We start from the raw sequence: 19,992 nt of genomic DNA on the forward strand, positions 1-19,992 counted from the left end.
CCTATGAATGATCTTCAACTACTACGTTACAGCCGTCACATTCTATTGCCGCAAATCGAATATGATGGTCAGGAAAAGCTCGCGCAAAGTCATGTGTTGATTGTGGGAGCCGGCGGGTTGGGCTCGCCAGTGGCCATGTATTTGGCAGCCAGTGGGGTGGGTACACTCACCATTTGTGATTTCGATGCGGTGGATTTAACCAATCTGCAGCGGCAGATTATTCACACCACGCAGTCTGTGGGTACCAATAAGGCAGTGTCTGCGCAACAAGCGATATTTGAAATAAATCCGGATGTGCTGGTGCACACTGTCCAGCAAAAATCCACGGAATCTGAAATGGCGGCACTAGTTGCACAAGCCGATGTTGTTGTTGATTGTTCAGACAATTTTGCTACGCGTTACGCACTCAATCGTCTATGTTTTCAGCACAAAACACCTTTGGTATCTGGTGCAGCCATTCGGTTTGAAGGGCAGATTACTGTGTTTGATTTCCGTCATGCTGCAAGCCCGTGTTATCACTGTTTGTATCCGGATACAGGCAGCGATCAGGAAATGCGTTGTGCCGATAACGGTGTATTTGCGCCGCTGGTGGGTATGATAGGTACCGCGCAAGCGGCAGAAGCATTAAAGTTGTTGCTGAATATTGGTGAATCGCTGCAAGGACGTTTGTTGCTATTGGATGCGCTGACGGCGGAATGGCGTACGATTAAACTAGCACGCGATGCTGCTTGTACAGTGTGTGGCTAAATCTAGATGCTTAGCCACACCTTATAGCGCTACTACTTACCGCCACCCACTAGATTTTTCACTGCACTGATAATATCTCCGGGGACAACAACCAGTTTGCTATTGTTGGATTCCGCCATTTTCTGCATGGTCTGAATATAGCGGTCGCCCAATAGAAAAGTCGCCGAAGTATTGTTTTCTTTGACAGCGTCAGTAATCAGTCGGATTGCTTCAGAGGACGCTTTAGCTGCCACTAGTTGTGCTTCCGCATCTTTACGCGCTGCTTCTAAGCGCGCTTCTGCATTTAAAATCAGCGATTGTTTTGCGCCTTCGGCTTCTGTCACGACTGCCACACGCTCACGCTCTGCCGCTGCTTGTCTTTCCATGGCTTCTTGCATGTTGGGGGAGGGTTTAATGTCTTGAATCTCGACAGATTTTACTGTGAGTCCCCAGTCCAATGCTTCATCTGCAATCGCCGTTTTTAATTCAGCTTTAATGCGATCACGCGAGGTGAGGGCTTGGTTTAAATCCATGCCACCAATAATAGAGCGTAAGGAGGTTTGCACCATATTGCGCATGGCTTCGCGAAAGTTCTCAATGCCATAGACTGCGCGTTCTATGCTCGATACTTTAATAAACGCCACGGCATTGGCCAAAATCACAGCGTTGTCGCGCGTAATCACTTCCTGCTGTGGCACGTCTAAAATGATGTCTTTGGTGGTGACTTTGTAGCTTACCTTGCTGAATAACGGATTAATCACGTGTAAGCCTGGGCTGAGTACCCCGGCAAATTTACCTAAGCGCTCTACCACCCACTCTTCACCTTGGGGCACAATGCGTACGCCTTTGATGATGGCAACAATCACTAGAAGTATAAGAATAATACTAAATTCTGGCATGACGAGATTCCTTATAAGAGATGCAGTAATGGGTTACGAATGTGCGATGACTCTGAGCATATTGCCTTCAACCGCAGTGACTTGCGCTTGCTGGCCGACTTCTAATGACACAGTGCTAATGGCAGTCCATTCACGGCTGCCCATCACACCTTGTGTAAACTGAATCACCCCATTTTGGGTTGGGCCACATGCTTGTGTAATCGTACCAATCCGTCCGATTTCTTCGCCCTGAGATTGTCCCACACGTGAGTGTGTTTCGGTTTTTTTATAATAGCGCTTCCAAATGACCAGCGCGGTGACGGAAAGCAGTGCGTACATGGCAAATTGAATACCATAATGCAAGTTAGGGTATGCCCAAACTGCAACGGCCATACATAAGGCGGAAATGCCAAACCATAATAAATAGATAGTGCCTGTAGCCATTTCTGCGGCAAGTAGTGCAAGGCCCAGTGCTCCCCATATCCACATTGTTTCCATTGCTACATTCCTTTTCAGCAGTAAAAGCACATGAATCTTAGCATTATTTTAAATAGGCTTGCCGAGATGCAGGTTTATTTAATGAATTAATTTGAAATGGTTGCAAATTACGAACGATATGTGGACAATGGATAAGATTCTCGATATAACTCACTCATTTATAACGAATAAAAAATTAATGGCGACTTCTTTCAAGCTTATATTGCCCGACGATAGAATTGAGCGTCTACAGTACATTCGACGCATGTTTCCACAAGCCAAAGGTAGGAACCTGATTGATGCATGGCAAGGCGGTAGAAAGCAAGCTTTCGCGCGCCTGCAAGCAGTAAATGCCAGTGCTTACGGGCGTAACCGCAATTTTATCAATGGTGCCGTCACCCGTTTATCCCCTTATTTACGCCATGGCTGTTTGACGGTAAAAGAAACCGTGGATCACATTCAACAACATTTTGGTAAGCAGGGTGCCAAGCTGGTGGAGGAGTTGGCCTACCGGGATTTCTGGCGTCAAAACTGGTACCGACATGGCAATGCCATCATGAGCGATATGGAAGAGCCGAAAGTTGCGCTTGGAAATAATATGCTGCCCGCGTTTATTCCACAGGGGATCACCGGCTTGCCCTGTATGGATGAAGTGGTGCGTGAACTGCTCAACGAAGGCTATGTGCATAACCACGGGCGTATGTGGTTTGCCGCATATATTATTCACTGGTTAAAGGTAGATTGGCGTAGAGCTGCCGATTGGTTTGAAGCACAATTACTGGATGGTGATAAGGCTTCGAATCACTTGTCTTGGCAATGGGTAGCCAGCACGTTTAGCTCAAAACCTTATTATTTTAATAAAGAAAACCTAGCGCGATTTACTGGTGAAAAATACTGTGCCACCTGCAAAATAGAGTGCCCATTTGATGATAGTTACGAAAATCTTCATCAAAGGATTTTTAACGATGATGGGCCTATCGTCACCAAAACTTATCCGGTCAACATGCCAGAGAAGGCGCCTATTTCTAAACACTCCTCGGTGAGTGTGTATGTGCACGATGAAATGCTTTCGTCCACTAATCCGCTGACCAAATTAGCCATGCCTAAAGTCTTTGTTTTTGATGAGGCGCTGTATGACCATTGGCCCCTCAAGCGCATTCAATTTATGGCAGATTGCCTGAGTGAAATGCCCAATGTGGATGTTTGGCTGGGCGATACGCGCACTGTGCTGCAAGAGTTGGGCGTAGGGCAGGTGATTTCACAAAATACGCCCAACTTGCAGGTCAAAGCGTTATTGGCGCCGTTTAATCCTATCTGGCAAGAAGAGGAAAAGCTCACGCATGTAGAGCTCAGTTTAAAACGCCTAGCCAGATTTACCCGCTATTGGGAAAAAGTGCAGCCGGATATCTTGGGCGAGCAAACTGCTTAATCGTTAACATAAAGGGGATTCGGGATGCCGATTGTATTGCTGGTCATTGGTGTGATGGTGCTGTTGTATATTATTACGGTGTACAACAGTTTGATTACCATTCGCCACAATGTGGAAAAAGCATGGTCGAATATTGATGTCCTATTAAAGCAGCGTAACGAAGAGCTGCCTAAGTTGATTGATACCTGTAAAGCCTATATGGCGCATGAATCTCAAACGCTAGAAAAAGTGGTGCAAGCGCGTATGGGTGTGACTCAAGCGCTCAAATCACACTCGGCAGCGGAGTTAAGTCAGGCAGAATCGTCTTTACTTTCTAGCATTGGTGGGCTTTATGCAGTGGCCGAAAACTATCCAGATTTAAAATCCAATCAAACATTTCTCAATCTACAACAGCGCATTACAGGTCTAGAAAATCAAATTGCAGACAGACGCGAGTTTTACAATGACTCTGTGAATGTCAATAACGTGCGTATCGCACAGTTTCCAGATTTAATCGTGGCAAGATTGTTCAACTTCCAGCGTGCTGATTTATTGCAGTTTGCGGCAGATGAGCTGAAAGATGTCGATGTCAGTGCACGTTTTAACGCCTAGCATCAGGCGTTAACTGGTAGTGTTTCAGCGCCTTAAAACGCAGCGTTTCAATTTGATTTGCCTAGGGTTGATGATCGCCGTGGCAATGCTAGGCTATGTCAACCATGTGCCGCGTATCTATTGGCTGTACATCGCGCTCTTTGGCATATTGGTTTGTATGTTGGCCAGTGTATTTCATTATTGGCGCTTTCTTAAGATGAGCGAAGCGCCAATTTCAAGTATCGCCAGTGCCGCACAAGGCTATGTTGAGCTATACGGTCAAGCCCGTACAGAAAAACCATTGAAGACGCCTTATCATGGCATTCCCTGTGTCTGGTTTCGTGCTTGGGTATTTTCAAATCAGCAGGGCAACCATCAACCCCATCAACTGCTGGATAATCGCCTGCTTGATTATCAAGAAAGCCGCTCTCCTTTTGTATTAGAGGATGAGAGTGGTCAATGTGTAGTAAACCCTGATGGTGCTGAGGTCATTTATTACGAGGCGCGCACGTGGCGTAAAAATAATCACCGCTATGTGGAAGAGTACTTGCCCGCCCACCAGTCTATTTATGTGATCGCTGTGCTAGACACACGAAAAGACATGCTAGATTCAGCCAAGCTAAATAAGGAAGTAAGCGCACACTTAAAGGCGCTAAAACAGCAGCCATCACGCCTGTTGAACCTATACGACCATGATTTAAATGGTGAGATCGATCTGCACGAGTGGGAGCTGGCGCGGCAAGATGCGATCCGGCAAGTGCAGTCAACGCATGCCATGCAAGCGCATACCGCTGGTTTTGAATTGGCCAAGCCAGCAGGCCAGCAATTGTTTTTAATTTCTGCAAAATCTCCATTACAGCTACGTAAAAACCATCTGCAATGGTTGGGCGTGTTTATCTCGCTGCTTACATTTTTTGTTGCGGCCTACATGAAGCTTGCATAAAAGACTTTAGCGCGCCTATGTTAAAATGGCGGCTATGAATACAACCACACCAACCCCCGAACTCGCTAAGTCATTTGATCCCAAAACCATTGAAAGTAAATGGTATGCATTTTGGGAGGGCAAAGGCTACTACGCTGCTGGTTTAAACCCAGAAGTGAACGATAATTTCTGTATTTTGCTGCCACCCCCCAATGTCACAGGCACGCTGCACATGGGGCATGGCTTTAACCAAACATTGATGGATGCGCTCACGCGTTACCACCGCATGCGTGGTGACAATACGTTATGGCAGCCAGGCACAGACCATGCCGGTATTGCCACGCAGATTGTGGTAGAGCGTCAGTTAGATGCACAAGGTGTGTCGCGTCATGATTTGGGTCGTGAAAAATTCCTAGAAAAAGTGTGGGAATGGAAAGAATACTCCGGCGGCACCATTACCAAACAAATGCGCCGTTTAGGCACCTCGCCAGATTGGTCACGCGAGCGTTTCACCATGGATGCAGGGTTGAACAAAGTGGTGACAGAAACCTTTGTGCGTTTGTATAACGAAGGCTTGATTTACCGTGGAAAACGCTTGGTGAATTGGGATGTGAAACTGGGTACGGCGGTCTCTGATTTGGAAGTAGTGCAGGAAGAAGAAGACGGCTTTATGTGGCATATCAACTATCCACTTGCGGATGGTTCTGCTAGCTTAACCGTTGCGACAACGCGCCCGGAAACCATGCTGGGTGACGTGGCCGTGATGGTACATCCTGAAGATGAGCGCTATGCACACTTAATCGGTCAACAGGTCAGTTTGCCATTATGCAACCGTGAAATCCCGATTATTGCTGATGACTATGTGGATAAAGAATTTGGTACGGGTGTAGTGAAAGTGACGCCTGCACATGATTTTAACGACAATATGGTCGGTCAGCGTCAAGGCTTGGATAAGATTGTGATCCTCAATCTGCAAGGGTTTGTGCCAGCAGCAGCAGAAGTTTGGGGCGCAGATGGTGCAGGCAAGCAGTCTATCGGCTTGCCACAAAATGTAATTGGCTTAGAGCGTTTTGCTGCGCGTAAACAAGTGGTGGCTGACTTGGAAGCTCAAGGCTACTTAGTCAAAGCCGAGAAACATAAGCTCAAAGTACCCCGTGGTGACCGTACCAATGTGGTGATTGAGCCTATGCTCACGGATCAATGGTTTGTAGCCATGAGTAAGCCTGCTGCCGATGGAAAATCCATCACGCAAAAAGCCTTAGATGTGGTGGCGAGTGGTGAGATTAAGTTTTACCCAGAGAACTGGGTGAACACTTACAACCAATGGCTAAACAATATTCAAGATTGGTGTATTTCACGCCAACTATGGTGGGGACATCAAATCCCAGCTTGGTACGATGAATGGAAGCAAGAGTATGTGGCACACTCTGAAGCAGAGGCATATGTGCAGTTCGAGCAAATGCTAAAGAGTTTGGAGTTAAAGGGAGATGCTGAAGCAGTAAAACTATTGCGTGAAAGAGGATTAACTCGTGATCCTGATGTATTAGACACTTGGTACTCCTCTGCTTTATGGCCATTCTCCACGTTAGATTGGACGGGTGATGAAGCGGTTGATGCACAAAACCAAGCATTGAAACAATTTTTGCCATCTAGCGTATTAGTCACGGGCTTTGACATCATCTTCTTTTGGGTGGCGCGTATGGTGATGATGACCAAGCACATCACTGGTCAGATTCCGTTTAAGCATGTCTATGTGCATGGCTTGATTCGTGATGCCGAAGGCCAAAAAATGTCTAAATCCAAGGGCAATGTGCTGGATCCCATTGATTTGATTGATGGTATTGGCTTGGACGATTTAATCAAAAAACGCACGACGGGGTTGATGAACCCGAAAGATGCGGAAAAGATTGAGAAACGCACGCGTAAAGAGTTTCCGGAAGGCATTTCTGCGTATGGTACGGATGCGTTGCGCTTTACCTTTGCAGCTTTGGCCAGCCCTGGCCGTGATATTAAGTTTGATTTGCAGCGCTGTGATGGTTATCGTAATTTCTGCAATAAATTGTGGAACGCCACACGTTTTGTGTTGATGAATACAGAAGGCCAAGACAACGGTTTTGGGCCAGAAAGTTGTGAGGCGGGTGGGCGTAAGTTTAGTCAGGCAGATCGCTGGATTGTGAGCGCACTGCAACGCACAGAGGCAGAGGTGGAACGTGCCTTTACCGACTACCGTTTTGATTTAGCCGCGAAAGCTATTTACGAGTTTGTGTGGGATCAATATTGCGATTGGTATTTGGAAATTGCCAAAGTGCAAATTCAAACAGGCGATGAAGCTGAACAGCGTGCTACGCGTCGCACCTTGTTACGTGTGTTAGAAACTATCTTGCGTTTGGCACACCCGATTATTCCGTTTATTACCGAAGAGATTTGGCAAACGATTGCCCCGATGACTGAGCTTAAAAACAAGTCGCGCGGAACTGAAAGTATTATGTTGCAGGCTTATCCAAAAGCGGATTTGGAAAAAGTGGATGAGCAAGCGGAAGCGTGGGTAGCAACACTTAAAATAGCGGTGGAAGCTTGTAGAAGTCTGCGTGGTGAAATGGGAATTTCTCCAGCATCTAAAGTACCGTTGATTGCGGCGGGTGATGCTAAGCAATTAATTGCTTATGCCCCGTATCTCAAATCGCTTGCTAAGTTAGAGAGCGTAGATGTAGTGGCAGACTTACCAGAGGCGGATGCGCCAGTGATGTTGGCGGGTGATTTTAGGTTGATGCTGAAAGTAGAAATTGATGTCGCTGCTGAAAAAGAGCGTTTAGGTAAAGAGATTGCGCGTTTGCAAAGCGAAATCGCCAAAGCCAACGGTAAGTTGAATAACGAAAGCTTTGTGGCAAGGGCGCCTGCCGCAGTGGTGGAGCAAGAAAAAGCACGTGTGGCTGAGTTCAGTGCAAGTTTGCAAAAGCTTGAGACACAGCTGGTTAAACTGAAGTAGCTGGCAGCGCAACGCAGGCGTAAGCAAAAGGAGGGTTGCATGAACACAGAAATCGTAGCTGATGTAGCGCGTGCAACGCTAGCTGGTGAAATTGCTTTCCCTGAGGTGGTGCGCCAGTTGATGGAAACAGGCGTTGAGTATTATCACGTGGACTACGTTAGCCGGAGCAAGTCTTTTTACAGCGCTAGTGGAGATGTAGTCACCACACCGATTAGTTATGAGCATCTACCGGCTGTTGCCGCCAATTTTGATTTGGCAGGGCTAAAAGCAGCCATTTTTGATAGTCAGCACAATCATCAGCATTATCGCGACTTTACCCGACGTGCCATGGAAGCTGGCGTACAAGGTTATATGGCTTTCTTACGTGGTCAGCGCGTCACCTATTGGGGGCGTGATGGCGAGCAGCATACCGAATGGTTTCCTGGTGCAGCACCAGCCCGTGCTGACTAGCGTATGAGTACAGACGACGATATCACGAATGAGGTGATGTGCGCCTGTAGTGGCACCACCCGTGGTCAAATCTATGACTTGTTTATGCAAGGCCTCGATCAAGAGGCTATCTCAAGGCGGACAGGCGCACTTTCTGGATGTGCCGGATGTGAGTGGGATGTCGCACAGTTTTTGAAAGCCCTTGCCGAGCAACAAAAAACATAATCAGTGACTTCATGAAATCACTTTCATCACTTTCAAGTGAAGCGAATCGCTTGAAAATGCGCTATCTAATTATTTGCCTGTGAAAGATTAGCGCTTGCACCACAGCCTTGGCAAAACTTGCTAAATGCACTTTTGCGTGTGCCGCAGCTGCTGCATTTATTGTGCAGGCCAATGCCGCAGTGCTGGCAGAAGTCATTTCTAGCATCTTTTAAATCAATGCTGCGTTCGCACCCCGGGCATACACCTTTATTAAGCAAAGTCAGCGCGGTATCGTAATTCAACTCTTCACGGCGCACTAATTGTGGTTGCGCTTCTGCCAACCGTTGTTTTTCCAAATATTTCTGTAGGGCGGAAATCGCGTACTTGCCTCCCAGCACCGTCATGATAATGCCGACTAAATAGCGGACATAACCACCGTAATCGGGCAAATAGGGCACAAGCTCAACAAAAAAAGTAATCAGCGCAAAAATAATAAAGCCCCATACAAATGGCCAGTAAGGCGTTTTACGTTTTTTGGCAAAGAGCCATGCGGCAAGCGCAAGCAGCGGTAAAGCAAGCAATAAGCGATAGAGAAATACGCGCGTCGCTTGTTTTTGGTTGGCGTCATACAGTTGTTGATAGGCGGTGTCTTCAAGTGCTTTTACTTGATCGCGCACTTTTGATTCGGATTGGTTCTGGTCTAGCTGTGTTTTGGAGAGTGCTTCTACGGCTTTTTCAGCATCACGTTCCAGTGCTTTGAGTTGGTCGAGTGCTGCAGTGCGTTTGACTAACTCGTCATCTTGCTGGTTTTGCTGGGTGACATCACGCGTGGCTAGCCAGTTTTCAAAGGTACGTCTGGTCGATTGGTAATCATTGCGACGCGTATTCAGCGTGAGCTGCGCTTGGTCTAATTTGTCGCTGGTTTCTCTATGTTGTGGTTGGAGCGCATCTAACTGCGCGCGCAGTGGATCAATTGTCGCGTGGTCGACAAAATCCTCTATTGAATATGTGTGCTCTACATGTGGTAAATCGTGGATGACGGCTGAGCCTAAACCCAGCAAAAACCAAGCAAATACGAACGCGACTAGCCATAATGCACGGTTAAACCATTTTTCTGAAAGTCTTGCACCTTTGCCCATGGATTACTCCTATATAAACAAACTGACATCCGAATTGCCGGCAAACTCAAAGAACGTTGCGGCGCCTCCGATTTCAATGCCTTCAATAAAGTCACTGCGTTTAAAATCAAATAAATCGACTGTCATTTGACAGGCAATCAGCTTGACACCACTTTCTAAACAAGCGCGGCGTAAGTCTTCGATCGATGCCACGCCTTTGTCTGCAATCTGTTGCTTCATCATCTTGGTGGCCATGCTCTCCATCCCCGGTAGCATTTGCACAAAATTGGGCATGGGTACAGGCATAGGCATAGCTGGGTTACCAAGGGGCGAGACTTTTAAATCTGAAATGTCTTTTTTAAGTAGGGTAAGCCCATAAAAAGTGAAGAAAATACAGACTTCATAATCAAGGGCTGCTGCGGTAGAGGCTAAAATAAAAGGTGGGTAAGCCCAGTCGAGCGTACCTTTGGAGGCGATGAGGGCAAGTTTCTTTGCCATGATTTAAAGCGCGTCGTTGCGCTTTTTAATATAAAAAGTAAACACTTTGTCGGTTTGGTCCAGCTGCAATAGTGTGTGACCGGTTTGCTTACAGAAGGCTTCGAAGTCTTTGACTGAGCCTGGGTCAGTCGCCATGATTTTGAGCACTTGATTCGCCTGCAGCTCGTTGAGCCCTTTTTTACATCGCAAAATAGGGAGCGGGCAATTTAAGTTTTTCGCGTCTACTTCTTTATCAAAGTCCATATTTTGTGCCTGTTATTTTATTGGTTGACGAAATCATAGCCCGCTCTTGCCCATGCAATCACACCACCAGTCAAATTGTACACATGTGCAGACCCTTTGCTTGCGGCAAAATCTGCTGCCAGTGCTGAGCGTACACCGCTATGACAGTAAAAGACTACATGGCTTGCATCTTCTAATTGTTGATATTGCACCGGTAACATCGACAACGGAATATGAATGGCGTGAGGAATTCGCCCACGCATCACCTCATCCTCATTGCGTACATCGACCAACAGCACACGGTGCTGCGTCATAAGTGTTGGTAATTCTGTGGCTTCAATGTGTTGGAATTGGCTCAAAATGATGTCCCCTGGATGCATTAGATTGTACACAGGATTTTAAATTGATGCGATGGCATCGCAAGCCGCAATGTGCGAATTTGCACAACGCGTGAATACGCTGCCAAACCTACACGCTGGGCGTTACAACATGTAAGAAAAAGAGCGGCATAAGTGATCTACATTGCACCATGCCATACAAATAAAGTATGTATTAATGATATATACGTGAATAACTGCCTAAATTGAAAGGGTAATAGGATGAATAGATTGCATTTTTTGAGTAGAATTAAGTCGTGTAGCGATAATTTAAGATGAAATTTTGTGTCGACCTGATATTACGTTGAATAGAAGGCTAGATAAGATTGCAATCAGCTCCCATCCCGCATAACGAGCAAGCGCGCATTGAGGCGCTACGCCAGTACCGTATTCTGGATACGTTGCCTGAGCCTTTGTTTGACGATATCACCCTACTGGCCTCACAAATATGCGAAACACCTATTGCCTCTATCACGCTGGTAGATGCGCATCGGCAATGGTTCAAGAGCATACGCGGTATTGATGCCACAGAAACATCACGAGATATTTCTTTTTGTGGCCATGCCATTCTTGGCCATGAACTATTTGAAGTCCCAAACGCGACAGAGGATATTCGTTTTTTTGATAATCCACTCGTTACAGGCGACCCTAATATTCGTTTTTATGCTGGTACGCCGCTAATCACTGGGCTTGGATTTAGCTTGGGTACTTTATGTGTGATTGATTCGGTTCCGAAAGCCCTCACGGAAAGTCAGCGCAATGCACTCAAAGCCTTAGGGCGTCAGGTGGTCTCGCTGATTGAGAGCCGTCTTATTGCACAAGAAGCCCTACAAGCATCCGAGTTACTCGAACGCACTGGTGAAATAGCTAAAATTGGTGGGTGGCAAATGGATGTCAACGGTACGCATGTTGAGTGGACAAAAGAGGTGTTCCATATTCATGAATTGACACCACCACATTTACCTACGCTGGAGGAGGCTATTCACTTTTATGCACCAGAAGCGCGGCCTGTGGTTCAAGCAGCTGTGGAGCGTGCAATTGTTGATGGCTCCGGCTGGGATTTAGAGTTGCCGTTTATTACCGCAACAGGCCGTTCTATTTGGGTGCGCGCCGTGGGCATGACGACAATGGTGGGTGGAAAAGTCGAGCGCCTATTCGGCACGTTTCAAGACATCAGTGAGCGCAAACTAGCGCAGCTGGATCTGGCTTGGCTGAATCGTGCACTGATGATGTTGGGCAAGTGCAACGAGACCTTGATTCATGTGGCTGACGAATCGAGATTAATTGTCGAGATTTGTCGTATTGCGGTCGATGTTGGAGGTTATCGCATGGCGTGGGTGGGCTATGCTAACGATGATGAGAAAAAATCGATTACGCCTAGAGCCTACTTTGGTAAAACACACGATGCACTGAAAGACGTAGCGCTCAGTTGGTCTGAAGAAACACAAGCAGGCAGAGGCCCTGCCGGCAAAACCATCCGCAGCGGCGAGCCGATTACCGTAGAAGATATGGCAACATTGGATTTGGATCCTGCATTAAAAGCCTTATTGGTAGATTTGGGCTATCGTGGGCTGGTGTCTTTGCCACTTAAATATAAAGGTAAAACCATTGGTTTGTTAGCGATGTATTCAGGGGAGATGCGTACATTTGCTGCCGATGAAGTCAGGTTGCTACAAGAAATCGCAGATAACCTTGCGTCAGGGGTTGTTAAAATCCGTGCAGAAATAGAGCGGCAACGGCTACATAACTCTATGCTAGCGGTGGCAACCGCAGTGAGTTTGCATAGCAGCGAGACGTTTTTCCCCGAGCTGTTGCGTAAGATGATTCAAGCTATTGGTGGGCAAGCTGGTTATATCGGTCAATTTACCAGCCAAAAACCTTGGGCCGCTAAAACCATCGCGGTACAGGTGAATCAGCAGATTATCAAAAATTTTGACTTTGCCATTCCAAGTACGATTGCAGATACTCTGTTTTCCAGTGCAGAGGTGCGGATAGTGCCAGCCTTTGCTGCGCGAGATTACCCTGAGCTTGTCATGATGCGCTACCACCCGTACCAGGCATTTGCCGCGTTGCGTTTGATAGACTCTAATCACCACCCGATAGGCTTGCTGTTTGTACTATTTGAAGACACGATTGCAAAAGATGCGATCGCGCTGATTTCTTCTATATTAACAATTTTTGCAGCCCGCACCGCAAATGAGCTGGAGCGGTTAAAGGCCTTGTCGCTCATTTCTGAGCAAGCCTCTCTGTTAGATAAAACGCGTGACGCGATTGTCGTCCGAGATATGCATCGTCGCATCACTTATTGGAACAAGGCAGCAGAGACCTTATATGGATGGACCGCCGCAGAAGCGCTAGGCAAGGATATTCACAAGCTCCTCAAACATGTGGCGTCCGATGTTCGTCAGACCGAAAAGAACGTGCTCAAACATGGTGAGTGGTCGGGTGAAATGACCAAACGACACAAGGATGGCAGCCCGCTGATGATTGAAAGTCGACTGACCTTGGTGCGCGACAAAGAAGGTCATCCGGTTTCTGTATTCTCGATTCATTCTGATATTGCGGATCGTAAGCTGGCAGAAGCCGAGATTAGGCGACTAGCGTTTTATGATCCGCTTACCAATCTTGCTAACCGTCGTTTGTTGATCGAGCATCTGGAGAAAGCGCTTAAAGTTGTCCGTCGTAAAAAGAATGCGGGCGCCGTGCTGTTTATTGATTTGGATAACTTTAAATCGCTCAATGACACCTTTGGCCACGATAAAGGCGATTTGCTACTCAAAGTTGTTGCGGAACGCCTCAAGCGGTGCGTGAGAGATTGCGATACCGTTTCGCGCTTGGGTGGAGATGAGTTTGTGATTTTGCTGGAAGACTTATCGGGTGTGCAAGTGCAGGCAGCCCATGTTGCGCGTATGGTGGCAGAAAAGATATTGGTGGAGTTGAATCAACCGGCAGATTTAGCAGGTCACATGCACAAGATCACGCCTAGCGTCGGCATTGCGCTGTTTGATCATCAGGCCAAAGATGTCTCCAGTGTGCTTGCGCAGGCCGATGCTGCTATGTATCGGTCTAAAATGGGTGGGCGTAATCAATATCAATTTTCGGCAGACTTGGACTAGCGAGGTACACAGACAAAACGCACCTCCGGCTTGGTGAACGGTCTAATGAGGGTGCACAGTGGATAGTACATAGTATCAAGTGCGAACAAATCGTCACTAAGCAGCAGTGGCAGTAGCTAAGCTTAACTTTTTAAATTTATTAGATTTTTAAATTGATTGGTTTTGCAATGAAGCTCACTCAATTAGAAAAATGGTTTAATCAATTATTGAATGAAGCAGGGATTAGCCTCAACGGCCCTAACCCTTGGGATATTCAAATCCATCATCCCGCAGCCATTCAGCGGATTGTGGCAGAGGGCAGCCTTGGTTTGGGCGAATCCTACATGCAGGGAGATTGGGACGCAGCGCAGCTGGATGCGTTCTTCTATCGCCTGCTGCGTGCACAACTGCATGAGAAAGTGAAGCCGATAGGCTTATGGTTTCATACCCTTCAACACACGCTGATGAATAAGCAAAATAGTCGGCGTGCTTGGAGAGTGGGGGAATATCACTATAACCTCGGTAATGCGTTTTATCAGGCCATGTTAGATAAGCGCATGACATATACCTGCGCGTATTGGCAGGATGCACTGGATCTTGATCAGGCGCAGGAAAATAAACTGGAGATGATTTGCCAGAAATTAAGACTACAACCTGGCATGCGCTTGCTTGATATTGGCTGCGGCTGGGGTAGCCTCATGGGATATGCCGCAGAAAAATATGGTGTGGAATGCGTAGGTATCACCGTATCATCAGAGCAAATGAAGTTTGGTCAGCAACGCTACGCACATTTGCCGGTAGCGTTTAGATTGCAAGATTATCGTGAAATGGATGAGCCATTTGATGCGGTCGCCAGCGTGGGTATGTTCGAACATGTGGGTAGAAAGAATTACCGCACATTTATGCAGGTGGCGCATCGTTGCCTAAAAAGTGATGGATTGTTTTTATTGCATACCATTGGTAAAAACCTCACCCATTTAATGCCAGACCCCTGGCTGGATCGCTACATTTTTCCTAATGGCGATTTGCCCTCTATTAAGCAGATTGCCCAAGCAGTGGAAGGCCAGTTTGTGGTGGAAGACTTACATAATTTTGGCGCGGATTATGATCGGACATTGATGGCTTGGTTTGACAATTTTAATCACCATTGGCCGGAGTTCAACACCGAGTATGGGGATGAGTTTTATAGAAAGTGGAGCTACTACTTGTTATCTTGTGCAGGTGCTTTCCGCGCGCGTGATATTCAGTTATGGCAGTGGATATTGTCTAAACAGGGTATTGTGGGTGGGTACCAACGCCCTGTTTTGCCAAATATTGAGACATAAAAGCCAGCAACTCAATGCGCACGATTACTGGTTTTCAGCCAATTGCAGTGCCGTCTGCACATACTCTTGTTTTGGGGAGCATGCCCGGCGTGCTTTCTCTCAAGGCCAATCAATATTATGCCCATCCGCGTAACGCATTCTGGCCCATCATGGCCAGTATTTGCGGATTCAGCCCTGAGCAGCCATACCTGCACCGGGTGGAACAGCTGCAAGCCGCGGATATTGCGCTTTGGGATGTGCTGCATACTTGCGTGCGTCCCGGCAGCCTTGATAGTGCGATTGAAGAGGGGTCGCGCGTACCGAATGACTTTGCGGCATTTTTCCAACAGCACCCACATATCAGGCTGGTGGGGTTTAACGGTGCAGAGGCAGAAAAAAGTTTTAACGCGTATATATTGCCCCAATTAAACGTCAGCGGTATCCGTTTTGTCCGGCTTCCATCATCAAGCCCAGCCCATGCTGCACTCACTTTAGCGCAAAAAATCACAGCATGGCGGGAGGCGCTTTGCATCAAGCCTTAGTCAATGCGGACTGAGGCCTTGCAATCACAGGAAATGCGATACCAATGATGATGGCGAGAAGATGGTAGCTGGAAGATACGTATGGGATCGCGCTTAACCTAGGGATGAATTCAAAAGCGATAGCAACCGCAGGTAACGCTACCAGCCACTGCTTGCCGATCAGTGCGCCTCTTACTACGCATATCCAACATAGCGCTAGCAATGCGCACAGCACCACCATCCACTGTATATGCAATATATTGGGCGAGTGTGAGGCAGATGCTGCGCTGGCCAGCGGTAAATAATAGGTAGGTAACATCAACAAAATGTATGACACGACAAATGTTGTATTGTTGGCGAATGCTTTATTCATGGTTTACGCTTCCTTTTGATTGGGTATGGCAACACTTAACACTCTTAAACTTCTGGATCGATTATTGGGGAATGACCAATCGATGGATTGGCCTTCCCTTAAGCCCAATAGCGCAAGACCGACTGGTGAAAGTACAGAGATTTTTCCATGCTCCACATTGGCATCTTCTGGAAACACCAGTTCCACCTCTCTCCTAAGGCCGTTGCTTTCATCCAAGTAGGTCACGCGCGCATTCATGCTAACAACGTTGGTGGGGACTTGATCCGCTGGCACTACATAGGCGCGGCTGAGTTCATAGGCCAATAGCGCACTATTTTCTAGCCTAGCTAGGCGGATATAGTCTTTATCTGAAATGATTAAATCTTCTGGTTCCATTGTCATCTCTATCGTTGTGTTACAAGCAATTTCCCGTATGGGTTGGTGATGGCTGAATCATAATGTGTTTACATCAATATAATTAGCCCTTGCAATCGCACATAATTGTTTCCTATGGCGCTACAATAGCGCTATGTATGATTTAAATTTAATGATTATTTTTGCGCAGGTTGTGAACGAGCAAAGCTTCTCTGCGGCCGCCAGAAAGCAGGGTGTTTCCAGATCGTCCGTCAGCAAAGCGGTTGCAAAGTTAGAACATGCACTGGGCGCAAGTTTGCTTAACCGAAGTACGCGTCACTTGAGTTTGACCGAGGTGGGCACAGCCTTTTTTGATTACTGCACACGCATTAACTATGAGGCGGATCAAGCCCATAAAATGATAGAAAGCCTGAATGCGCAGCCACGCGGAGTGCTGAAAGTGGCCGCTTCAGTTGCTTTCGGCACGCTACATATCGCGCCGGCAGTCGGGGATTTTATGCGGCGCTATCCGGAGCTGACCATTGATATGACGATTACCGATAGAGTCGTCGACTTGGCAGAAGAGGGATATGACGTGGTGATTTGCGTGACGCGCGATTTGCCTTTGGCCTTAGTGGCAAGAAAGTTAGCGCCAATCCGCCGCAAAATTTGCGCAACACCTACTTACTTTGATGAGTTTGGTGTGCCTACTTTCCCGCAAGATTTAGTGCATCACAACTGTCTGGATTATATTCACTCTGGTGATAGGGGGCTGTGGCGCTTACGTGGCCCTGAAGGCGATGTGTCTGTGCCTGTCTCTGGCAGGTTGCGCATCAACGATGATGAAGCCTTATCGCAAGTCGTGTTGGGTGGGTTCGGCTTAGCGTTACTGCCTACATACATTATCGGTAAAGATATTCAGGCCAAGCGCCTCAAGTCGGTGTTATCCGAATATATTCCGGTGGAGCAGCATGTCTATGCGATGTATCTGCCCAAGCGTAATTTACCGTTGAAAATTCGTGTGTTGATTGATTTTTTAATAGAGCGCTTTGGCGCGGAGCCATATTGGGATAAAGAGTAATGCTTACGCACTGAGTCGGCTAACAACAGATTCTCAGCCTGCTGCCAATTTTAAGCTTGTATTCAGGTTGGGGGCGTAGAGTGGGTCTCACGAATCACTCAATGGAGAACTAGTATGAAAAAATCAGTGCAAACCCTTTTGATGGCAACCGCCATTTCTTTTGCCATATTTGGCCCCGCCCATGCGGATGACGATGATTTGCAAGAGATGGAGTCTATATCAAAATCGTTTGGCTTGATCCCTTTAGAGCAAGCCAAAGCGACTGCATTACAAGCCAAGCCAGGCGTGATTAAAGATGCTGAACTTGAGAACCGCACCTTTGAAAAAGGCTGGGATTATGAGTTTGAAGTGGTCGATGCCGATGGTAAGGAGTGGGAAGTCAATGTGGACGCAAAAACCGGTAAAGTGCGCAACATCAAACGCGATTGGTTCTAGCCGAACATTTTAACGCTCAACCTTCATGCGCGTTAAATCTAATTTCCACCCGTAGGCCGCCCAGTGCGGCCGATCTGCCAAAGCTCAAGTGTGCGCCATAGCTATCGACAATATCGTGTGCGATGGCCAATCCAAGACCGCTGCCTGGTATGGATTCATCTGCACGAAAACCACGACGCGTCAGTAAATTAAGCTCATGCTCGGCACATCCCGGCCCATCATCTTCAATGACAAAAATCGTGGTATTGCTCCCGCTGATGGTCAGCGATACGCTGCTGCGGCACCATTTGCATGCATTGTCGAGCAGGTTCCCCAATATTTCTAACAGGTCTTCCCGGTCACCATGAAAACGTGCATCCGGTGTGATTTCCCACATGATATTGACCGCTTTGGCCTGATAAATTTGCCGTAGGGTGTGCACCAGTTGTGCAATTTCTGCTTTCAAATCTACTCTGCGTGCAGGGTGCGTATCGCCTAGTAAACGTGCACGTTTGAGTTCATGCTCAATGGTGTGGCTAATGGATGTGGTTGTGCGATAAATGTCGTTGCGTATTTCCGGGAGCATTTCCATCTCCGGTCGTTCCGCCGCCTGATTCAGCAGTGTCAGCTTGGTTTTAAGCGCATGTGCAAGATTGCCTAACGATTCTCTGGAGCGTCTGGATTTATGTTGCACGGCGATCAAAAGGCGATTCATCTCTTCAATCAGCGGGGCTACTTCTTGTGGGCCATTGTTGTTAATCTGACTTTCTTCGCCACTGGTCAGCTTGGCTATGTTGTCCTTGATTTGCTGCAAAGGTCGCAATGCATTCAGTACTACCAGCCGTTGTATGGCCAGCAAAGCAAATAACCCTAATAAAGAAACGACAGCATAGAGTATTTGAAAACGCATCACGCCAGCTTTGAGCGTTGCCAAGTTTTCTGCCACCGCAATGGTGATGACCCCTTGTTGTTTTTGGTAACCGTGCACGACAACGAGCAAAGGTTGTTGCTCAGGGCCATTGATATAGCGCTTGGTATGGGCGCCGGTGGTTAACGGTTGGATAGCCAAATCGACATCCCACAAAGAGCGGGAGGTGTGGCGCTGCTTGCCAGAAAATATCACATAGTAATGACCAGAAAAAGGCCGCTGATACACCGCACTGACATGTTTTGCATCCAGCAATAACTGTCCTGAAGCATCGAATTCTGTGCCCGCCAGCAAGCTTTCGCCCTCTCGCTGCAGGCGCTCGACCAATTGATCTTCAGTGAGCTTATTGATGGCATAAGTCACAATGGCCCATTGCAATGTCAGCAATGCAACCAGACTGATAATCAGCCCCCAAGAGAGGTGGCGCTTGAGAGAAATCATGTGCGTTTGGCCCCAAATACATAACCTTGGCCACGCTTGGTTTGAATTAAATCATTGCCGATTTTTTGGCGTAAACGATTCACGTACACTTCAATCACGTTACTGTCTTTGTCTTCGTCATATTCATACACATGGGCGGTGAGTGCCGTTTTGGAGAGCACGTGACCGGGGTGCAGCATAAAGTAGCGTAATAATCTGAATTCGGTGCCTGTGAGGTCGTGACGCTCACCATTCTCCAGTACGACTGCTTGCGATTGTTCATCCAAGCTAAAGTGATCATGTTGCAACTCTCCGCTGACCACACCAGCACTGCGCTTCAACACGGCACTGATACGGGCTAATAGTTCTTCAATCTGAAAAGGCTTGCTAATGTAATCATCTGCACCTGCATTAAAGCCCGCCACTTTTTCCTGCCAACTGCCGCGCGCGGTCAAAATAATGACCGGTATGCGGCAATCACCGTTGCGCCAGTTACCAAGGACTTCTAGCCCTGAACGCTTTGGCAAACCTAGGTCCAACACAATCAAGTCATAGGGCTCTAATGTCCCCTGTATTTCTGCCTCTACGCCATCGGTGGTTATATCCACAGCATAGCCGGCTCTTTGCAACGCAGCCTGTAGCTGTGGGCCCAGCGTAGGGTCATCTTCCGCTAAGAGTAAACGCATA

Annotated in this window: 22 protein-coding genes; 12 read left to right on the forward strand and 10 right to left on the reverse strand. The window is 47.3% G+C overall.

All coding sequences use genetic code 11. From position 1 onward, the window contains the following. The first annotated feature begins 3 nt into the window (after positions 1-3). Entirely contained in the window at positions 4-747 is a 744-nt protein-coding gene (locus tag A3Q3_RS0109955) for a molybdopterin-synthase adenylyltransferase MoeB (protein WP_020183441.1), read from the forward strand. Between the two features lie 32 nt (positions 748-779). Here the strand turns inward: A3Q3_RS0109955 and A3Q3_RS0109960 are convergent, their stop codons facing one another. Then, positions 780-1,625: an SPFH domain-containing protein gene (locus A3Q3_RS0109960; protein ID WP_020183442.1), complete on the reverse strand. Its 846-nt coding sequence runs from the start codon at positions 1,623-1,625 to the stop codon at positions 780-782. A 33-nt stretch (positions 1,626-1,658) separates the two neighbouring features. Next, positions 1,659-2,102: an NfeD family protein gene (locus A3Q3_RS0109965; protein ID WP_020183443.1), complete on the reverse strand. Its 444-nt coding sequence runs from the start codon at positions 2,100-2,102 to the stop codon at positions 1,659-1,661. Positions 2,103-2,280: 178 nt separating this feature from the next. On the opposite strand from A3Q3_RS0109965, the gene A3Q3_RS0109970 reads away from it, so the two are divergent. From A3Q3_RS0109970 to A3Q3_RS0109995, 6 genes are all read left to right on the forward strand, one after another. Next, positions 2,281-3,510 (forward strand): FAD-binding domain-containing protein, encoded by a 1,230-nt coding sequence (locus tag A3Q3_RS0109970; protein ID WP_026361869.1) that lies wholly within the window; start codon positions 2,281-2,283, stop codon positions 3,508-3,510. Positions 3,511-3,534: 24 nt separating this feature from the next. Next, positions 3,535-4,101: a LemA family protein gene (locus tag A3Q3_RS0109975; RefSeq protein ID WP_020183445.1), complete on the forward strand. Its 567-nt coding sequence runs from the start codon at positions 3,535-3,537 to the stop codon at positions 4,099-4,101. Between the two features lie 70 nt (positions 4,102-4,171). Further along, entirely contained in the window at positions 4,172-5,023 is an 852-nt protein-coding gene (locus A3Q3_RS0109980; RefSeq protein WP_232418403.1) for a hypothetical protein, read from the forward strand. Positions 5,024-5,057: 34 nt separating this feature from the next. Next, the gene (locus A3Q3_RS0109985) at positions 5,058-7,988 is read left to right on the forward strand and encodes a valine--tRNA ligase (protein ID WP_020183447.1); all 2,931 of its coding nucleotides are present in this window, start codon (positions 5,058-5,060) and stop codon (positions 7,986-7,988) included. Positions 7,989-8,027: 39 nt separating this feature from the next. Next, complete coding sequence (locus A3Q3_RS0109990) at positions 8,028-8,438, forward strand: DUF1398 family protein (RefSeq protein ID WP_020183448.1); 411 nt, start codon at positions 8,028-8,030, stop codon at positions 8,436-8,438. A gap of 3 nt (positions 8,439-8,441) precedes the next feature. Next, positions 8,442-8,642 carry a (2Fe-2S)-binding protein gene (locus A3Q3_RS0109995; protein WP_020183449.1) on the forward strand — a complete coding sequence of 67 codons (201 nt, stop codon included), beginning with the start codon at positions 8,442-8,444 and terminating at the stop codon, positions 8,640-8,642. Positions 8,643-8,707: 65 nt separating this feature from the next. Here A3Q3_RS0109995 and A3Q3_RS0110000 read toward each other — a convergent pair whose 3' ends face one another. The 4 genes from A3Q3_RS0110000 to A3Q3_RS0110015 are packed head-to-tail and all read right to left on the reverse strand — an operon-like array spanning position 8,708 to position 10,818. Next, positions 8,708-9,760, reverse strand: a complete 1,053-nt coding sequence (locus tag A3Q3_RS0110000) for a zinc ribbon domain-containing protein (RefSeq protein WP_020183450.1) — start codon at positions 9,758-9,760, stop codon at positions 8,708-8,710. A gap of 9 nt (positions 9,761-9,769) precedes the next feature. After that, on the reverse strand, positions 9,770-10,237 hold the full coding sequence (locus A3Q3_RS0110005; RefSeq protein ID WP_020183451.1) for a DsrE/DsrF/DrsH-like family protein: 468 nt from the start codon (positions 10,235-10,237) through the stop codon (positions 9,770-9,772). A gap of 3 nt (positions 10,238-10,240) precedes the next feature. Then, entirely contained in the window at positions 10,241-10,480 is a 240-nt protein-coding gene (locus tag A3Q3_RS0110010; RefSeq protein ID WP_020183452.1) for a sulfurtransferase TusA family protein, read from the reverse strand. A gap of 17 nt (positions 10,481-10,497) precedes the next feature. Then, complete coding sequence (locus A3Q3_RS0110015) at positions 10,498-10,818, reverse strand: rhodanese-like domain-containing protein (protein WP_026361870.1); 321 nt, start codon at positions 10,816-10,818, stop codon at positions 10,498-10,500. Between the two features lie 344 nt (positions 10,819-11,162). Here A3Q3_RS0110015 and A3Q3_RS0110020 point away from each other — a divergent pair, with 344 nt between their 5' ends. From A3Q3_RS0110020 to A3Q3_RS0110030, 3 genes are all read left to right on the forward strand, one after another. Then, complete coding sequence (locus A3Q3_RS0110020; RefSeq protein WP_020183454.1) at positions 11,163-13,952, forward strand: diguanylate cyclase domain-containing protein; 2,790 nt, start codon at positions 11,163-11,165, stop codon at positions 13,950-13,952. 167 nt (positions 13,953-14,119) lie between these two features. After that, complete coding sequence (cfa, locus tag A3Q3_RS0110025) at positions 14,120-15,256, forward strand: cyclopropane fatty acyl phospholipid synthase (protein ID WP_020183455.1); 1,137 nt, start codon at positions 14,120-14,122, stop codon at positions 15,254-15,256. Positions 15,257-15,270: 14 nt separating this feature from the next. Continuing rightward, on the forward strand, positions 15,271-15,777 hold the full coding sequence (locus tag A3Q3_RS0110030) for a DNA-deoxyinosine glycosylase (protein WP_020183456.1): 507 nt from the start codon (positions 15,271-15,273) through the stop codon (positions 15,775-15,777). Here the strand turns inward: A3Q3_RS0110030 and A3Q3_RS0110035 are convergent. Continuing rightward, entirely contained in the window at positions 15,767-16,129 is a 363-nt protein-coding gene (locus A3Q3_RS0110035) for a hypothetical protein (protein WP_020183457.1), read from the reverse strand. The two genes, A3Q3_RS0110030 and A3Q3_RS0110035, sit on opposite strands and share 11 nt — an antisense overlap. Positions 16,130-16,132: 3 nt before the next feature. Further along, positions 16,133-16,504 carry a nucleoside diphosphate kinase regulator gene (gene rnk, locus A3Q3_RS0110040; RefSeq protein WP_020183458.1) on the reverse strand — a complete coding sequence of 124 codons (372 nt, stop codon included), beginning with the start codon at positions 16,502-16,504 and terminating at the stop codon, positions 16,133-16,135. A 133-nt stretch (positions 16,505-16,637) separates the two neighbouring features. On the opposite strand from rnk, the gene A3Q3_RS0110045 reads away from it, so the two are divergent. Both A3Q3_RS0110045 and A3Q3_RS0110050 read left to right on the forward strand, forming a co-directional pair. Next, entirely contained in the window at positions 16,638-17,543 is a 906-nt protein-coding gene (locus A3Q3_RS0110045) for a LysR family transcriptional regulator (RefSeq protein ID WP_020183459.1), read from the forward strand. Positions 17,544-17,657: 114 nt separating this feature from the next. Further along, positions 17,658-17,978, forward strand: coding sequence for a PepSY domain-containing protein (locus tag A3Q3_RS0110050; protein ID WP_020183460.1), 321 nt, complete (start codon positions 17,658-17,660; stop codon positions 17,976-17,978). A 16-nt stretch (positions 17,979-17,994) separates the two neighbouring features. Here A3Q3_RS0110050 and A3Q3_RS0110055 read toward each other — a convergent pair whose 3' ends face one another. After that, positions 17,995-19,326: a sensor histidine kinase gene (locus tag A3Q3_RS0110055; protein ID WP_020183461.1), complete on the reverse strand. Its 1,332-nt coding sequence runs from the start codon at positions 19,324-19,326 to the stop codon at positions 17,995-17,997. Continuing rightward, positions 19,323-19,991 carry a response regulator transcription factor gene (locus A3Q3_RS0110060; protein WP_020183462.1) on the reverse strand — a complete coding sequence of 223 codons (669 nt, stop codon included), beginning with the start codon at positions 19,989-19,991 and terminating at the stop codon, positions 19,323-19,325. The genes A3Q3_RS0110055 and A3Q3_RS0110060 overlap by 4 nt, the downstream gene beginning before the upstream one ends. Position 19,992: the final 1 nt, after the last annotated feature.

Source organism: Methylotenera sp. 1P/1 (assembly GCF_000384355.1).
Classification (GTDB): domain Bacteria; phylum Pseudomonadota; class Gammaproteobacteria; order Burkholderiales; family Methylophilaceae; genus Methylophilus.

Bases quoted from the DNA above. Each gene is read 5' to 3' on its own strand.
- A3Q3_RS0109975 (WP_020183445.1), top strand. From the start codon at position 3,535: ATGCCGATTGTATTGCTGGTCATTGGTGTGATGGTGCTGTTGTATATT.
- cfa (WP_020183455.1), top strand. From the start codon at position 14,120: ATGAAGCTCACTCAATTAGAAAAATGGTTTAATCAATTATTGAATGAA.
- A3Q3_RS0109980 (WP_232418403.1), top strand. From the start codon at position 4,172: ATGATCGCCGTGGCAATGCTAGGCTATGTCAACCATGTGCCGCGTATC.
- A3Q3_RS0109990 (WP_020183448.1), top strand. From the start codon at position 8,028: ATGAACACAGAAATCGTAGCTGATGTAGCGCGTGCAACGCTAGCTGGT.
- A3Q3_RS0110030 (WP_020183456.1), top strand. From the start codon at position 15,271: ATGCGCACGATTACTGGTTTTCAGCCAATTGCAGTGCCGTCTGCACAT.
- A3Q3_RS0110060 (WP_020183462.1), bottom strand. From the start codon at position 19,991: ATGCGTTTACTCTTAGCGGAAGATGACCCTACGCTGGGCCCACAGCTA.
- A3Q3_RS0109965 (WP_020183443.1), bottom strand. From the start codon at position 2,102: ATGGAAACAATGTGGATATGGGGAGCACTGGGCCTTGCACTACTTGCC.
- A3Q3_RS0110000 (WP_020183450.1), bottom strand. From the start codon at position 9,760: ATGGGCAAAGGTGCAAGACTTTCAGAAAAATGGTTTAACCGTGCATTA.
- rnk (WP_020183458.1), bottom strand. From the start codon at position 16,504: ATGGAACCAGAAGATTTAATCATTTCAGATAAAGACTATATCCGCCTA.
- A3Q3_RS0109985 (WP_020183447.1), top strand. From the start codon at position 5,058: ATGAATACAACCACACCAACCCCCGAACTCGCTAAGTCATTTGATCCC.
- A3Q3_RS0110035 (WP_020183457.1), bottom strand. From the start codon at position 16,129: ATGAATAAAGCATTCGCCAACAATACAACATTTGTCGTGTCATACATT.
- A3Q3_RS0109995 (WP_020183449.1), top strand. From the start codon at position 8,442: ATGAGTACAGACGACGATATCACGAATGAGGTGATGTGCGCCTGTAGT.
- A3Q3_RS0109960 (WP_020183442.1), bottom strand. From the start codon at position 1,625: ATGCCAGAATTTAGTATTATTCTTATACTTCTAGTGATTGTTGCCATC.
- A3Q3_RS0110050 (WP_020183460.1), top strand. From the start codon at position 17,658: ATGAAAAAATCAGTGCAAACCCTTTTGATGGCAACCGCCATTTCTTTT.
- A3Q3_RS0110055 (WP_020183461.1), bottom strand. From the start codon at position 19,326: ATGATTTCTCTCAAGCGCCACCTCTCTTGGGGGCTGATTATCAGTCTG.
- A3Q3_RS0110045 (WP_020183459.1), top strand. From the start codon at position 16,638: ATGTATGATTTAAATTTAATGATTATTTTTGCGCAGGTTGTGAACGAG.
- A3Q3_RS0109955 (WP_020183441.1), top strand. From the start codon at position 4: ATGAATGATCTTCAACTACTACGTTACAGCCGTCACATTCTATTGCCG.
- A3Q3_RS0109970 (WP_026361869.1), top strand. From the start codon at position 2,281: ATGGCGACTTCTTTCAAGCTTATATTGCCCGACGATAGAATTGAGCGT.
- A3Q3_RS0110010 (WP_020183452.1), bottom strand. From the start codon at position 10,480: ATGGACTTTGATAAAGAAGTAGACGCGAAAAACTTAAATTGCCCGCTC.
- A3Q3_RS0110005 (WP_020183451.1), bottom strand. From the start codon at position 10,237: ATGGCAAAGAAACTTGCCCTCATCGCCTCCAAAGGTACGCTCGACTGG.